The 15,748-nt window shown below is 37.4% G+C and carries 15 protein-coding genes; 14 read left to right on the forward strand and 1 reads right to left on the reverse strand.

Going from position 1 to position 15,748, the window contains the following annotated elements; all coding sequences use genetic code 11:
- Window positions 1–58: 58 nt before the first annotated feature.
- From rsgA to spoVM, 4 genes are all read left to right on the forward strand, one after another.
- The gene (gene rsgA, locus AC0L0O_RS05270) at window positions 59–940 is read left to right on the forward strand and encodes a ribosome small subunit-dependent GTPase A (protein WP_001113935.1); all 882 of its coding nucleotides are present in this window, start codon (window positions 59–61) and stop codon (window positions 938–940) included.
- A gap of 2 nt (window positions 941–942) precedes the next feature.
- Window positions 943–1,587: a ribulose-phosphate 3-epimerase gene (gene rpe / locus AC0L0O_RS05275; protein ID WP_000589966.1), complete on the forward strand. Its 645-nt coding sequence runs from the start codon at window positions 943–945 to the stop codon at window positions 1,585–1,587.
- Window positions 1,588–1,686: 99 nt separating this feature from the next.
- A complete protein-coding gene (locus AC0L0O_RS05280) occupies window positions 1,687–2,367 on the forward strand; it encodes a thiamine diphosphokinase (protein WP_025388434.1) in 681 nt (226 codons plus the stop codon).
- Window positions 2,368–2,433: 66 nt separating this feature from the next.
- Window positions 2,434–2,514 (forward strand): stage V sporulation protein SpoVM, encoded by an 81-nt coding sequence (gene spoVM / locus AC0L0O_RS05285; RefSeq protein WP_001213599.1) that lies wholly within the window; start codon window positions 2,434–2,436, stop codon window positions 2,512–2,514.
- Between the two features lie 73 nt (window positions 2,515–2,587).
- Here the strand turns inward: spoVM and rpmB are convergent, their stop codons facing one another.
- On the reverse strand, window positions 2,588–2,776 hold the full coding sequence (gene rpmB, locus AC0L0O_RS05290) for a 50S ribosomal protein L28 (RefSeq protein WP_000124776.1): 189 nt from the start codon (window positions 2,774–2,776) through the stop codon (window positions 2,588–2,590).
- Between the two features lie 378 nt (window positions 2,777–3,154).
- Here rpmB and AC0L0O_RS05295 point away from each other — a divergent pair, with 378 nt between their 5' ends.
- The 10 genes from AC0L0O_RS05295 to smc all read left to right on the forward strand — a co-directional run bounded on the left by AC0L0O_RS05295 (window position 3,155) and on the right by smc (window position 15,739).
- Window positions 3,155–3,517 carry an Asp23/Gls24 family envelope stress response protein gene (locus AC0L0O_RS05295; RefSeq protein WP_000021109.1) on the forward strand — a complete coding sequence of 121 codons (363 nt, stop codon included), beginning with the start codon at window positions 3,155–3,157 and terminating at the stop codon, window positions 3,515–3,517.
- Window positions 3,518–3,539: 22 nt separating this feature from the next.
- The gene (locus AC0L0O_RS05300) at window positions 3,540–5,216 is read left to right on the forward strand and encodes a DAK2 domain-containing protein (RefSeq protein WP_000027136.1); all 1,677 of its coding nucleotides are present in this window, start codon (window positions 3,540–3,542) and stop codon (window positions 5,214–5,216) included.
- Between the two features lie 289 nt (window positions 5,217–5,505).
- A complete protein-coding gene (recG, locus tag AC0L0O_RS05305) occupies window positions 5,506–7,554 on the forward strand; it encodes an ATP-dependent DNA helicase RecG (protein WP_001006884.1) in 2,049 nt (682 codons plus the stop codon).
- A gap of 88 nt (window positions 7,555–7,642) precedes the next feature.
- Window positions 7,643–8,236, forward strand: coding sequence for a transcription factor FapR (fapR, locus tag AC0L0O_RS05310; RefSeq protein ID WP_000747352.1), 594 nt, complete (start codon window positions 7,643–7,645; stop codon window positions 8,234–8,236).
- Window positions 8,233–9,225 (forward strand): phosphate acyltransferase PlsX, encoded by a 993-nt coding sequence (gene plsX / locus AC0L0O_RS05315; RefSeq protein ID WP_000684110.1) that lies wholly within the window; start codon window positions 8,233–8,235, stop codon window positions 9,223–9,225. Before fapR ends, plsX begins: the two co-directional genes overlap by 4 nt.
- A 14-nt stretch (window positions 9,226–9,239) precedes the next feature.
- A complete protein-coding gene (gene fabD, locus AC0L0O_RS05320; RefSeq protein WP_000516946.1) occupies window positions 9,240–10,184 on the forward strand; it encodes an ACP S-malonyltransferase in 945 nt (314 codons plus the stop codon).
- Window positions 10,184–10,924 carry a 3-oxoacyl-[acyl-carrier-protein] reductase gene (gene fabG, locus AC0L0O_RS05325; RefSeq protein WP_000911782.1) on the forward strand — a complete coding sequence of 247 codons (741 nt, stop codon included), beginning with the start codon at window positions 10,184–10,186 and terminating at the stop codon, window positions 10,922–10,924. Before fabD ends, fabG begins: the two co-directional genes overlap by 1 nt.
- Before the next feature lie 69 nt (window positions 10,925–10,993).
- The gene (gene acpP, locus AC0L0O_RS05330) at window positions 10,994–11,227 is read left to right on the forward strand and encodes an acyl carrier protein (RefSeq protein ID WP_000786062.1); all 234 of its coding nucleotides are present in this window, start codon (window positions 10,994–10,996) and stop codon (window positions 11,225–11,227) included.
- Window positions 11,228–11,285: 58 nt separating this feature from the next.
- Window positions 11,286–12,023 carry a ribonuclease III gene (rncS, locus tag AC0L0O_RS05335; protein WP_001146873.1) on the forward strand — a complete coding sequence of 246 codons (738 nt, stop codon included), beginning with the start codon at window positions 11,286–11,288 and terminating at the stop codon, window positions 12,021–12,023.
- 146 nt (window positions 12,024–12,169) lie between these two features.
- Window positions 12,170–15,739, forward strand: coding sequence for a chromosome segregation protein SMC (smc, locus tag AC0L0O_RS05340; RefSeq protein ID WP_000478992.1), 3,570 nt, complete (start codon window positions 12,170–12,172; stop codon window positions 15,737–15,739).
- The last annotated feature ends 9 nt before the right edge of the window (window positions 15,740–15,748 follow it).

Genomic DNA, 15,748 nt, shown 5'->3' on the forward strand with positions numbered 1-15,748 from the left:
TAATAATCCATTCAATATGAATTACAGCTTCACTTTATACAGAATAAAGGAGAATTATATGCCAGAAGGAAAAATTGTAAAAGCTCTAAGTGGATTTTATTATGTGCAGCATGAAGAAGGGATTACACAATGTCGCGGACGTGGTGTGTTTAGAAAAAATAAAATTACACCACTGGTAGGAGACCAAGTTGTCTTTCAGGCTGATAATCCAAGTGAAGGATACGTGCTTGAAGTATTTGATCGAAAAAATGAACTTGTTAGGCCTCCTATTGCTAATGTTGATCAGGCAATTCTCGTTTTTTCTGCAGTAGAACCAGATTTTAATCCGGGACTGTTAGATCGATTTTTGGTGCTAATTGAATATCATAACATTAAGCCGATTATTTGCATTAGTAAGATGGATTTAGTGGATGAAAAAATGAGAGAGACTGTTGAAGCTTATGCAAATGACTATCGTGAGATGGGATATGATGTATTATTTACTTCTATAAATACATCGGAAAGTATTGATATTTTAAAACCATTCTTAGAAGGTTGTGTTTCCGTCGTTGCGGGACAATCTGGTGTTGGGAAATCTTCTATGCTTAACGTCTTACGTCCAGAATTAGAACTGAAAACGAATGATATTTCCTCACATTTAGGACGCGGAAAACATACGACAAGACACGTAGAATTAATTGCGATTGGAAGCGGACTAGTTGCAGATACACCTGGTTTTAGTTCACTCGATTTCATAGATATAGAGGTAGAAGATCTTACATATTGCTTTCCAGAGTTGAAAGAAGCGAGCCAATACTGTAAATTTAGAGGGTGTACACATCTTTCTGAACCGAAATGTGCTGTGAAGGCTGCGGTTGAAGAGGGGAAAATTACAGAATATCGTTATAAGAATTATAAACAATTCGTAGAAGAAATTAGAGAGAGAAAGCCGAGGTATTAGTTATGATTAAAATTGCACCATCGATCTTATCAGCAGATTTTTCAAAATTAGGGGAAGAGATTAAAGATGTAGAAAAGGGCGGAGCGGATTACATTCATGTCGATGTAATGGATGGACATTTCGTACCAAATATTACGATTGGACCATTAATTGTAGAAGCGATTCGTCCGATTACATCGTTACCGTTAGATGTACATTTAATGATTGAAAATCCAGATAACTATATTCCGACTTTCGCAAAAGCGGGAGCGGATATTATTACTGTTCATGTAGAGGCGTGCCCTCATTTACATCGTACAATTCAGTTAATTAAATCTCATGGCATTAAAGCAGGAGTTGTATTAAATCCACATACGCCAGTTTCAGTGATTGAGCATGTGTTAGAAGATATTGATATGGTATTACTTATGACAGTAAACCCTGGATTTGGTGGACAGAAATTTATCCATTCTGTATTACCGAAAATTAAACAAGTTGCAGAAATGGTTAAAGAGCGCAATCTAGAAGTGGAAATTGAAGTTGATGGTGGTGTAAACGCTGAAACAGCAAGACTTTGTGTGGAAGCAGGAGCAAATGTACTTGTAGCTGGGTCAGCAGTATACAATCAAAAAGACCGCGGTGAAGCAATTCGTGTCATTCGTGGATAATGAATGAACGAGTCTTTATCCCAGTGAATCTTCTAGTGTAGTAAGTTTTCACTATTTATAAAGGATAGAGAAAAAATATGTAAAAAGGCAATCTACCGACTGGCAGATTGCCTTTTTACAATAGAAGGGGAAGGAAACATGATTATTCATATTTTAGCGGGAGGACCTGCGGAATATTGTGCAGATTTTTCTCGATATGAAAATGAGAAAGTAGTGTGGGCGGCAGTTGATAGGGGAGTATACCGTTTATTAAAAGGCGGGATTACTCCAGCTGTTGCGTTTGGAGATTATGACTCGGTTACTGAGGAGGAATTAGTATGGATGGGGCAACAAACGAATGATTTACATATTGTCCCTCGTGAAAAAGATCAAACGGATTTAGAAATTGCGATCAACTGGGCGTTAGAACAGAAGCCAGCATTAATTCGTATTTTTGGTGCTACCGGCGGAAGGCTTGATCACGGTTTAGCGAATATACAGATGCTTTTAAAAGGGTTAGAAGTAGGAATAGAAATGTGTATTGTAGACAATAAAAATGAAATAAGCGTGAAAAAAGTAGGTACACATATAATTGAAGAAAATGAAAATTTCCCTTATGTATCTTTTGTACCGGTTACTGAAATAGTGGAAGGGATTACATTACTTGGTTTTAAGTATCCCCTAACTAATAAAACAATAGAATGGGGATCAACACTTTGTATTAGTAATGAACTCATTGATGAAAAAGGTACTTTTTCATTTACTTCTGGCATATTAATGGTGATAAGAAGCACTGATTAAAGAAACAATTTTGCTCCTTACATCATATAGTGAACAAGTGGAGTAATGGGGATTAGGAGGGAAACCATGAGATTTTATACAATTAAGTTACCTAAATTTCTTGGTGGAATTGTTCGTGCCATGTTAAATACCTTCAAAAAAGATTAAAAAAAGCACCTATTACCGGTGCTTTTTCCATTTTCATAGTAAAAAAAGAGCCTAGCGGCTCTTTTTTTTATTATTAAACACGTTCGATTTTGCCAGATTTTAATGCTCTAGCAGAAACGTAAACACGTTGAACTTTTCCGTCGATGCGTACGCGAACTTTTTGAAGGTTAGCGCCCCACTTACGTTTTGTAGCGTTCATTGCGTGAGAACGAGAGTTACCAGAACGAGCTTTTCTTCCAGTAATAGCACAAACACGAGCCATTTATATTTCCCTCCCTTGATACCTTACCATACGTAATTTTTCAATGTTAGTCTTTTATGCGATGCTAAAAACACTACTATAATTTAACACAACTAAATAGAGAATGCAACACCGTAGAAAAAAGAAATCAAGAAAAATTACTTGACACTATATGTCAATGAAGAAAAGTTGAAATCAAGAAAAATTGCTTGACATATTATAGTGATACATGTTGTATAATAACAATGGACTATTTTGCTCATCATAAAACAGTGTAGTTTTCAACATAAAATATGAGAGTGAAAAAGAAAGAACGATGGAATTTTCTTTAAAAAGATTATATGATAGTAACTAAAGTAGTCTAACTCACTTTCACCATTTATGAAGGGGGAAAACGAGATGTCAATTGAAATTAAAACGAAGTACGGTCAAATTGATATTAGTACAGATGTAATTGCAACAATTGCTGGAGGTGCCGCGGTAGATTGCTACGGTATCGTAGGTATGGCATCAAAGAATCAGTTAAAAGATGGATTAACAGACATTTTACGAAAAGAAAACTTCACTAGAGGTGTTATTGTTCGTAAGGATGAAGACGAAGTACATATTGATATGTATATTATTGTGAGCTATGGTACGAAAATTTCAGAAGTAGCACATAACGTGCAGACGAAAGTGAAATATACATTAGATCAAACTGTAGGACTAGCAGTAGATTCTGTAAACATCTACGTACAAGGAGTTAAAGTAATAAACTTGTAATGTGCATTAAGGAGGAAAATCTGTGTCAATTCAAAAAATTGATGGAAAACGTTTATCACAAATGATCATGCAAGGAGCGAATAATTTAACAAATAATGTTCAGCTTGTTGATGCATTAAACGTATTTCCAGTTCCAGATGGCGATACCGGTACAAACATGAACTTATCTATGACTTCAGGCGCACGTGAAGTGAAAGCAAACCCTTCACAACATGCTGGTAAAGTCGGCGTAAGTTTAGCCAAAGGATTATTAATGGGAGCTCGTGGTAACTCTGGAGTTATTTTATCTCAGTTGTTCCGTGGTTTCTCGAAATCCATTGAGCAAAAAGAAGAATTAACAACAGTTGATTTTGCTGAAGCTTTAGAAGCTGGAGTAGAAGCGGCTTACAAAGCGGTTATGAAACCGATTGAAGGAACGATTTTAACGGTTGCTAGAGAAACGGGTAAATATGCAGTAACAGTTGCGAAAAAACAGCGCGACTTTGTTTTGTTTATGGAAGACGTTGTGAAAGAAGCAAATGCATCGTTAAATCGTACGCCAGATTTATTACCTGTATTAAAACAAGTTGGCGTTGTAGATAGCGGTGGTAAAGGTCTTGTTGTTGTATACGAAGGATTTTTAGCTGACTTAAAAGGAGAAACAATTTCTTCTGATGCGCCGACGCAACCATCTATGAATGAAATGGTGCGCGCAGAACATCACCGTAGTGTACAAAGCCAATTGAGTACAGAAGATATTAAGTATGGATATTGTACGGAGTTCATGGTGAAATTAGAAGCTGAAAAAGTGAAAGAACATAATTTCTCTGAACAAAAATTCCGTGAAGATATTAGTGTGTATGGTGATTCACTACTAGTTGTATCTGATGATGAAATTGTAAAAGTTCATATCCATGCAGAGCATCCTGGAGACGCTATGAACTACGGACAACGTTACGGTAGTTTAATCAAGATTAAAGTAGAGAATATGCGTGAACAGCATACTGCTTTATTAGATGAGCCTGCTATGATGCCTGAACCAACTAGCCAGTCTAAAGAGAAACAACCGTACGGTATTGTAACTGTAGCTATGGGATCTGGCATTAAAACTTTATTTGAAAGCATTGGCGCGACGAAAGTTATCGAAGGTGGCCAAACGATGAATCCAAGTACGGAGGATATCGTGAAGGCAATTGAAGAAGCAAACGCTGAAAAAATCATTATTTTACCGAACAACGGGAATATCGTAATGGCAGCAGAACAAGCAGCGTCAGTTGTAGATCAAGAAGTGATTGTAGTTCGTTCAAAAACAGTTCCTCAAGGTATGGCTGCGATGTTAGCATTTAATCCAGTTGGAACGCTAGAAGAAAATGAAGAAAACATGAAAGAAGCTTTATCTCATGTGAAAACAGGTCAAATTACGTATGCTGTACGTGATACGGAAATTGATGGTGTGGCAATTCAAAAAGATGATTTCATGTGTATCGCAGATGGAAAAATCGTATCAACAAATGCTGAAAAAGTAGGAGCTGCGAAGCAATTACTAGGAGCACTTATTGATGAAGATTCTGAAATCGTAACGATTCTACAAGGTGAAGATGCAACTGACGAAGAAGTAGCTGAATTAGTTGCATTTGTAGAAGAGAATTTTGAAGATGCAGAAGTAGAAGTACATGCTGGAAACCAACCGGTGTATTCTTTCATCTTCTCTGTAGAATAAGAAAAAATTCGTTTTGAAAATAAATGGATTACTTACTTGCTAATGGATAATAAGTAGTAATATGAAGTTTATTACTAGTTTTTATTCAAAAGGCTAGCATATTGAAGATAAAAAAGAGCCTTGCTGCTAATAGTGAGGCTCTTTTCTTTCGTGTTGTTTATGAGGGATTTGAGTAGTTTCTCTTAGAATGCCTATGATAGAATATATAGGGTGAAAGAGAGCGATTACAGATGTCAATCATCTTAATGGATAATGAATCAAAAAAATAATGTGACGGAGCGTGAGAATCTTGAATGAAGTTGTACAAGTTCCCGTTACGGATGTAAAGGGAATCGGAGGAGAAACATCTGAATTACTACACGAGATGGGAATTTATACAGTTTCTCATCTATTAGAACATTTTCCGTACCGTTATGAAGACTATGCGATGAAAGATCTTGCTGAAGTAAAGCATGATGAACGTGTAACAGTAGAGGGGAAAGTTCATAGTGCTCCTTTACTGCAATATTATGGGAAGAAGAAGTCGCGTCTTACGGTTCGTGTCCTCGTAGGTCGTTATTTAATTACAGCTGTATGTTTTAATAGGCCGTACTATAAGCAAAAGTTAAATTTAGATGAAACGGTAACGATTACTGGTAAATGGGATCAGCATCGTCAAACGATTGCGGTATCAGAACTTCATTTTGGACCGGTTGTACGTCAACAAGAAGTAGAGCCTGTGTACTCAGTGAAAGGGAAACTTACAGTAAAACAGATGCGCCGTTTTATTGCACAAGCGTTAAAAGAGTATGGAGATTCTATAGTTGAAGTGTTACCTGATGGATTGCTAAGTCGATATAAATTATTGCCACGTTATGAAGCGCTTCGGGCGTTGCATTTTCCAACAGGTCAGGAAGATTTGAAGCAAGCGCGTCGCCGTTTTGTATATGAGGAGTTTTTCTTATTTCAGTTAAAAATGCAAACGTTACGGAAAATGGAGAGGGAAAATTCGAAAGGGACGAAAAAAGAAATTCCTTCAGAAGAATTGCAAGAGTTTATCGATGCTCTTCCGTTTCCGTTAACTGGTGCGCAACGCCGAGTTGTAGATGAAATTATGAAAGATATGACATCTCCTTATCGAATGAATCGTCTGTTGCAAGGTGATGTAGGTTCTGGTAAAACGGTGGTTGCTGCAATTGGTCTTTATGCAGCAAAATTAGCGCATTATCAAGGTGCTTTAATGGTTCCAACAGAAATTTTAGCAGAACAACATTATCAATCGCTCGCAGAGACGTTCTCGCACTTTGGTATGAAGGTTGAATTGTTAACAAGTTCAGTGAAAGGTGTGAGACGCCGAGAGATTTTGGCGAAATTAGAACAAGGAGAAATAGATATCCTTGTTGGAACACATGCTTTAATTCAAGATGAAGTGATCTTTCATAGGTTAGGTCTCGTTATTACTGATGAACAACATCGATTTGGTGTAGCGCAGCGACGAGTTTTACGTGAGAAAGGCGAGAGTCCAGACGTATTATTTATGACAGCGACCCCGATTCCACGTACGTTAGCAATTACTGCATTTGGAGAGATGGATGTTTCTATAATCGATGAGATGCCGGCTGGTAGAAAGGTAATTGAAACATACTGGGCAAAACATGACATGTTAGATCGTGTTCTCGGTTTTGTAGAGAAAGAGATAAATAAAGGAAGACAAGCATATGTTATTTGTCCCCTTATTGAAGAATCTGAGAAACTTGATGTGCAAAATGCAATCGACTTACATAGTATGCTGACTCATCATTATCAGGGGAAATGTCAAGTTGGATTAATGCATGGAAGATTATCATCTCAAGAAAAAGAAGAGATAATGGGACAATTTAGTGAAAATAAAGTGCAAATTCTTGTATCGACAACAGTTGTTGAAGTAGGTGTGAACGTACCGAATGCGACTGTAATGGTTATTTATGATGCAGAGCGTTTCGGTTTATCACAGCTTCATCAGCTAAGAGGACGTGTTGGGCGTGGTAGTGAACAATCGTATTGTTTATTAATCGCGGATCCAAAATCGGAAACGGGAAAAGAACGAATGCGTATTATGACCGAAACGAATGATGGATTTGTATTGTCGGAAAAAGATTTAGAGTTAAGAGGTCCTGGAGATTTCTTTGGGAGTAAGCAAAGTGGTTTACCAGAATTCAAGGTTGCTGATATGGTACATGATTATCGGGCGCTAGAAACAGCTAGACAAGATGCGGCGTTACTAGTAGATTCAGAAGCATTTTGGCATAATGATCAATATGCGTCGTTGCGTACGTATCTTGATGGGACAGGTGTGTTCCAGGGAGAGAAGCTCGATTAAAGGGAGGCAACAAAAGTTTTTGTTGCATTCTACTTTTAATGATTATATACTACTGTTAGTACCTAGTCATAAAAATGGATGGTGCGGTATGAAAAAAAGAAGAAGTAAAAAAGAAAGACAAGAATTATTACAACAAACTATAGAAACGAATCCTTTTATTACGGATGAAGATTTAGCAGAGAAATTTCAAGTGAGTATACAAACCGTACGTCTAGATCGTATGGAATTATCTATTCCTGAATTAAGAGAAAGAATTAAACATGTAGCTACAAAGCAACATGAAGAAGATGTGAAATCTTTACCATTAGAAGAGGTTGTCGGAGAAATTATTGATATAGAATTAGATAGACATGCGATTTCTATCTTTGAAGTGAAGGTAGAACACGTATTTAAAAGAAATCAAATTGCCCGTGGGCATCATTTGTTTGCACAAGCAAACTCACTAGCTGTTGCGGTTATTGATGAAGAATTAGCTTTAACTGCAAAGTCTACCATTCGATACATTCGTCCTGTAAAATTAGGAGAGCGTGTTGTTGCAAAAGCGCGCGTGGAAGATGTAGAGAATGACAAAGGGCGGACGGTTGTCAAAGTGCGTAGCTTCGTTGGAGAAGAACTTGTTTTTACAGGCACTTTTGAAATGTATCGATCTAGTAATTATAGTGAGGAAGGTAACAACTTATGAAAATCGCAATAGATGCAATGGGCGGCGATCATGCTCCAAAGGCTGTCGTACTAGGAGCAATGAAAGCTATTAAGGAATATTCTGATTTACATATTACGTTAGTAGGGAAAGAAGAGGAAATTCGTCAATACTTAACGAGTGAAGAGCGAATTACTATACTTCATACAGACGAAAAAATCGAATCGACAGATGAACCAGTAAGAGCGGTTCGTCGAAAAAAACAAGCTTCAATGGTACTTGCGGCACAGCAAGTAAAAGATGGTGTAGCGGATGCTTGTATATCAGCTGGTAGTACAGGTGCTTTAATGGCGGCTGGATTGTTTGTTGTAGGTCGTATGGAAGGAATTGAGCGACCAGCTTTATCCCCTACAATGCCAACTGTTGATGGAGAAGGTTTTGTTATGTTAGATGTTGGAGCGAACGTTGATGCAAAACCAATTCATTTATATCAATATGCAGTAATGGGATCTGTATATGCTGAGAAAGTAAGAGGAATTAAAAATCCTCGCGTCGGACTTTTAAATGTTGGGACAGAGGATGGCAAAGGGAACGAGCTTTCAAAACAAGTCTTTACAATGCTTAAAGATGCACCAATTAATTTTGTTGGAAACGTTGAATCAAGAGACTTGTTACAAGGTGTAGCAGATGTTGTTGTATGTGATGGTTTTACAGGTAATGTAGCGCTAAAATCTTTAGAAGGAACAGCACTTGCATTATTCTCTATGTTAAAAGAGCAGTTAATGAGTTCGTTTACGAGCAAATTAGCAGCCGCGGTATTAAAACCAAAACTTATGGTATTAAAAGATAAAATGGATTATTCGGAGTATGGAGGAGCGGCATTATTTGGATTGAAAGCTCCTGTCATTAAGGCTCACGGTTCTTCTAATGATCAATCGATATTTAGTGCGATTCGTCAAACGAGAGAAATGGTAGCGAAAGAAGTTATTCCTACTATTTCAAGCGTAATGGAGAAAGAGCCACTCCAATAAGAGGAGGATTTGAAATGGGAAAACTAGCATTTCTTTTTCCGGGCCAAGGTTCACAGGCAGTTGGAATGGGTAAACAGTTAGCAGAGAATAATAAAGAGGTTGCAAATGTATTTGCAAAAGCAGATGAAGTGTTGCAAGATTCACTTTCAGAAGTGATTTTTGAAGGGCCGCAGGAAAAGCTTACGTTAACGACAAATGCGCAACCGGCTTTATTAACAACGAGTTTTGCTATTTTGACAGCTTTAAAAGAGTATGATATTACACCAGACTTTGTCGCAGGGCATAGTTTAGGTGAGTATAGCGCTCTTGTAGCAGCGGGTGCATTAACTTTTGCGGATGCAGTATATGCTGTAAGGAAACGTGGGGAATATATGGAAGAAGCTGTTCCTGGCGGAGAAGGTGCAATGGCGGCTATTTTAGGTGCTGATCCACATATGCTGAAACAAGTTACAGAAGAGGTAACAGGTGAAGGGTATGCAGTACAAATCGCTAATATGAATAGTACGAAGCAAATTGTAATTTCTGGAACAAAGCAAGGGGTCGAGATTGCTTCTCAAAGAGCGAAAGAAAATGGTGCAAAGAGAGCGATTCCGCTTAAAGTAAGTGGACCGTTCCACTCTGCGCTTATGAAGCCAGCAGCGGAGAAATTCCAAAGTGTCTTAAATGAAATTACAATTCAAGATACGAATATTCCGGTAATCGCAAATGTAACAGCAGACGTTATTACAAGTGGTGCGCATATTCAAGAAAAGCTAATCGAACAGCTCTATTCGCCTGTCTTATGGTACCCATCCATTGAATATATGGTGAATCAAGGGGTCGATACATTTATTGAAATTGGACCTGGGAAAGTACTTGCTGGACTTATGAAGTCAATTGATTCATCAGTGAAAGCATACGCGATATACGATGAAGAGACATTAAAAGATACCATTTCAAATTTGAGAGGAGAAAACTGATGTTAAAAGGGAAAGTAGCATTAGTAACGGGCGCTTCACGTGGAATTGGTCGTGCGATTGCGATTGATTTAGCGAAACAAGGGGCAAATGTGGTAGTAAATTATGCTGGTAATGAGCAAAAGGCAAATGAAGTAGTTGATGAAATAAAGAAATTAGGTTCGGATGCCATTGCAGTAAGAGCAGATGTTGCAAATGCTGAAGACGTTACAAATATGGTGAAACAAACTGTAGATGTATTTGGACAAGTTGATATTCTTGTTAATAATGCAGGTGTAACAAAAGATAATTTATTAATGCGTATGAAAGAAGAAGAATGGGATACAGTTATTAATACAAACTTAAAAGGTGTATTCTTATGTACGAAGGCAGTATCTCGTTTTATGATGCGTCAACGTCATGGGCGTATTGTTAATATCGCCTCTGTTGTTGGAGTAACGGGTAATCCAGGACAAGCAAACTATGTTGCTGCTAAAGCAGGTGTAATTGGATTAACAAAAACATCAGCAAAAGAGTTAGCGAGCCGCAATATTACTGTAAATGCAATTGCTCCTGGATTTATTGCGACGGATATGACAGACGTATTAGATGAAAATATAAAAGCTGAAATGTTAAAATTAATTCCTGCAGCTCAGTTTGGTGAAGCGCAAGATATCGCAAATGCTGTAACGTTTTTTGCTTCTGATCAAAGCAAATATATTACAGGTCAAACGTTAAATGTTGATGGCGGTATGGTAATGTAATAAAAGAATCGATTTCAACTAGTTTTTTTGGACAATATTTAATATAATATTTGAGGGGAGGTGAATGGAATGGCAGATGTTTTAGAGCGTGTAACAAAAATTATCGTTGATCGTTTAGGAGTAGAAGAAACAGAAGTAGTACCAGCTGCGAGCTTCAAGGAAGATTTAGGAGCAGACTCCCTAGATGTAGTAGAACTTGTAATGCAATTAGAAGACGAATTCGAAATGGAAATTTCTGATGAAGATGCTGAAAAGATTGCTACTGTTGGCGATGCTGTGACTTACATAGAGAGTCATCTATAATGCTTGAATGAAGTCCCGTTTTTTAGCGGGGCTTCTCGGCTTATATCTGGAGGGACCTATGCCGTACCGTAAATATAGAGAAAAAAAATACGAAACAAAATATCGTGAAGCGTTTAAATTATTTCAAGAAAAGATAGGTATTACGTTTACAGATGAAAAATTATTGATTCAAGCATTTACGCATTCATCGTATGTGAATGAGCATCGAAAAAAACCACATGAAGACAATGAGCGTCTCGAATTTCTTGGAGATGCAGTATTGGAACTTACTGTATCGCAGTATCTGTTTCAAAAATATCCGACAATGAGCGAAGGAGAGTTAACAAAACTACGTGCAGCAATTGTATGTGAACCATCTCTTGTTCGTTTTGCAAACGAGTTGTCATTTGGTAGCCTTGTTTTATTAGGCAAAGGTGAGGAAATGACAGGTGGACGTGAACGACCAGCTTTATTAGCGGATGTCTTTGAAGCGTTTATTGGTGCCCTTTATCTTGATCAAGGGCTAGAAACAGTATGGGGCTTTTTAAAAGAAATTGTATACCCTAAAATTAATGAAGGTGCTTTTTCTCATGTGATGGATTATAAGAGTCAATTACAAGAGTTGATTCAGCGTGATGGTAGTGGCAATATTGAGTATCAAATTTTGCAAGAAAAAGGCCCAGCCCACAATCGAGAATTTGTGTCACGTGTTACGTTAAATAACGTGGCTTTAGGACTTGGTAGTGGCAAGTCGAAAAAAGAAGCAGAACAACAAGCTGCTGCAGAAGCGTTGAAAAAGTTAAAAGAACAACTATAAGGAATCCCCCTTTGAATGAGGGGGATTCCTTGTGCATAGAATGAAACTTTCTTTTCGTTTGTAAATGAAAGGAAAGGAAATCCGTATAAAAGTTGTTTTTGTATAAATAACATTTATAGCAACGGAGAATAGGAGGAAGGCCTTTCGTGTTTTTAAAAAGATTAGAAATAGCAGGATTTAAGTCTTTTGCTGAACGTGTATCTGTCGATTTCGTCCCAGGTGTAACGTCTGTAGTAGGACCTAATGGAAGCGGGAAAAGTAATATTACGGATGCCATTCGCTGGGTACTTGGTGAACAATCGGCAAAATCATTACGTGGTGCAAAGATGGAAGATATTATTTTTGCAGGTAGTGATACGAGAAGAGCGGTTAATGTTGCTGAAGTAACAATAACTTTAAATAATGAAGATCAACGTTTACCAATTGAATATAATGAGGTGTGTGTAACGCGTCGTGTATCTCGTTCTGGTGATAGTGATTTTTATATTAATAAACAATCATGCAGGTTGAAAGATATTATCGATTTATTTATGGACTCTGGTATGGGAAGAGAAGCTTTTTCGATTATTAGCCAGGGGAAAGTTGAAGAGATTTTAAGTAGTAAATCAGAAGAACGTCGTGGTGTATTTGAAGAAGCGGCGGGAGTGCTGAAATACAAACTTCGTAAAAAGAAAGCTGAAAGTAAATTAGCAGACACACAAGAAAACTTAAATCGTGTACAAGATATAATTCACGAATTAAGTAGTCAAGTAGAACCTTTAGAAAGACAAGCTTCTATTGCAAAGGATTATCTCGAGAAAAAAGAAGAATTAGAGAAAGTAGAAGCAGCGCTTATTGTACATGAAATTGAAGAATTGCATGAGAAATGGGAAGCGCTTCGAAATCAGTTTGGGCATAATAAAAACGAAGAAGCTAAAATGTCAACGCATTTACAAAAAGGTGAAGAAGAGTTAGAGGAATTACGAGGCCAATTACAAGCGGTAGATGAGTCGGTAAATTCCCTGCAAGAAGTACTTTTACTTTCTAGTAAAGAGCTAGAAAAGTTAGAAGGGCAGCGTGAGCTATTAAAAGAGAGAAAGCAAAATGCAACGACGCATTGTGCGCAACTTGAACAGTTAATTGTTGAATTAACAGAGAAAGCTACAAGTTATGATGGTGAAATCGAATCGAGTACAGAAGTGTTGATGCAATTTGTAAATCATGTAAAAGAGTTGGAGATGAAATTGCATGATAATGAGCAATTGCTTGCAACGTTTGCTGATAATTTAGAGGAACAAATTGAGAATTTAAAAGGTGACTATATTGAACTTTTAAATCAACAAGCTAGTCATCGTAATGAGTTATCTATGATTGAAGAACAATCTAAACAACAAAATTCAAAAAATGAACGCCTTGATGAAGAAAATGCGAAATATGTAGAAATGCGTATGGAAATTACAGCGAAAAAGACAAAACTTGTGGAAAGTTATGAACAAGTAAAAGAAAAAGTAGCTGGAATCCTTTCGAATATACAAAAGACAGAAGCGGCACTTGGGAAATGCAAGGCGCAGTATAGTGAAAATGAAACAAAACTATACCAAGCGTATCAATTTGTACAACAGGCACGTTCTCGAAAAGAAATGCTAGAAGAGATGCAAGAAGATTACTCTGGTTTCTATCAAGGGGTACGTGAAGTATTAAAAGCTAGAGAAAATAGGTTGCAAGGTATCGAGGGGGCTGTTGCAGAATTGCTAACGGTACCGAAAGAATATGAAATTGCAATGGAAATTGCTCTAGGTGCAGCGATGCAGCATATCGTTGTACAAAAAGAAGAACATGCTCGTAATGCAATTGCGTTTTTAAAACAAAATAAACATGGACGAGCAACGTTTTTACCGCAGGCTGTTATGAAAGGTAGATCGTTATCATTTGAGCAATTACGTATTGTAAATCAACATCCATCGTTTGTAGGTGTGGCAGCAGAACTTGTGCAATATAACAATAAATATGAAAATGTAGTTTCCAATTTATTAGGTACTGTTATTGTTGCAAAAGATTTACGCGGGGCGAATGAGTTGGCGAAACAATTGCAATACCGCTATCGCATTGTAACAATCGAAGGTGATGTAGTGAACCCTGGCGGTTCTATGACAGGTGGCGCAGTAAAACAGGCGAAATCTTCTTTATTAGGACGTCAACGTGAGCTAGAAGAGTGGACGAACAAGTTAACTAATATGGAAGAAAAAACGACGAAGTTAGAAAACTTTGTTAAAGCAGTAAAACAAGAGATTCAAGAAAAAGAAGTGCAAATACGCGAACTAAGGAAAAGTGTAGAAGCAGAGCGTGTAGATGAACAGAAATTAAGAGAAGAAATTAATCGCTTAGAATTAGAAGAACATCGTATTAATGATCGTTTATCTATTTACGATTTAGAGATTGAAGGGTTCTTGCAAGACCAGGTGAAAATGCAAGGGCGTAAAGAAGAGCTAGAAAAGATTTTAGCGACCCTTCAAGCGGAGATTACGGAATTAGATAGCAAAATTGTCGCTTTAACACAACAAAAAAGTGAGCAACATACGTCGAAAGAAAAAGTTCAAAAAGAAATGACTGAGTTAAAAGTGTTGGCGGCTGAAAAGCAACAACGCTTATCTAATCAAAAAGAAAAAGTTGAACGATTGACGAAGGAAAAAGAAGAAACGGATGCAACGCTTGTCAAAACAAAAGAGGATTTAGCATTCTTAAAACAAGAAATGACATCGAATTCAAGTGGAGAAGAGCAAATTACGAATATGATTGAGAAGAAAGCATATGATCGTAATCAAACTTCGGAGTTAATTCGCTCTCGTCGAGAACAACGTGTATCGTTACAAGAGAGAGTAGAACAGTTAGAGCGTAATCTGAAAGAAACAACGGGTAAACATAAATACATTCTTGAGATGTTGAAAGATCAAGAAGTAAAAATAAACCGACTTGATGTAGAGTTAGAAAATAGATTACAACATTTACGTGAAACATATACGATTTCATTTGAAGCGGCAAAACTGAAGTATACAATGGTGATGCCTGCTGAGGATGCACGTAAAAAAGTGAAACTAATTAAACTATCCATCGAAGAGCTAGGCACAGTAAACTTAGGGGCAATTGATGAGTATGAGCGTGTAGCGGAGCGTCATACATTCTTACTTGAGCAAAAAGATGATCTAGAAGAAGCAAAAACGACATTGCACCAACTTATTACTGAAATGGATGAAGAAATGAAAAAACGCTTTTCTACTACGTTTGAAGGGATTCGAATGGAGTTTCAATCGGTGTTCTCTGAATTGTTTGGAGGCGGTAGAGCGGATTTAGTCATGACGAATCCAGAGGATTTATTAAATACGGGTATTGATATTGTAGCGCAACCGCCAGGGAAGAAACTGCAAAACTTAGGTTTACTTTCAGGTGGAGAGCGTGCTTTAACGGCAATTGCGCTATTATTTGGTATTTTAAAAGTGCGCCCAGTCCCATTCTGTGTATTAGATGAGGTCGAGGCCGCTCTTGATGAGGCAAACGTTGCCCGTTTTGCCCAGTATTTAAAGAAATTTAGTGATGAGACACAGTTTATTGTAATTACACATAGAAAAGGTACAATGGAAGAGTCTGACGTATTGTACGGTGTAACAATGCAAGAGTCAGGGGTATCTAAACTTGTCTCGGTTCGTTTAGATGATGGAGAAGAACTAGTCGCAAGCAAATAGGAAGGATGG

It is taken from the genome of Bacillus sp. GS3m_15504, assembly GCF_055825275.1.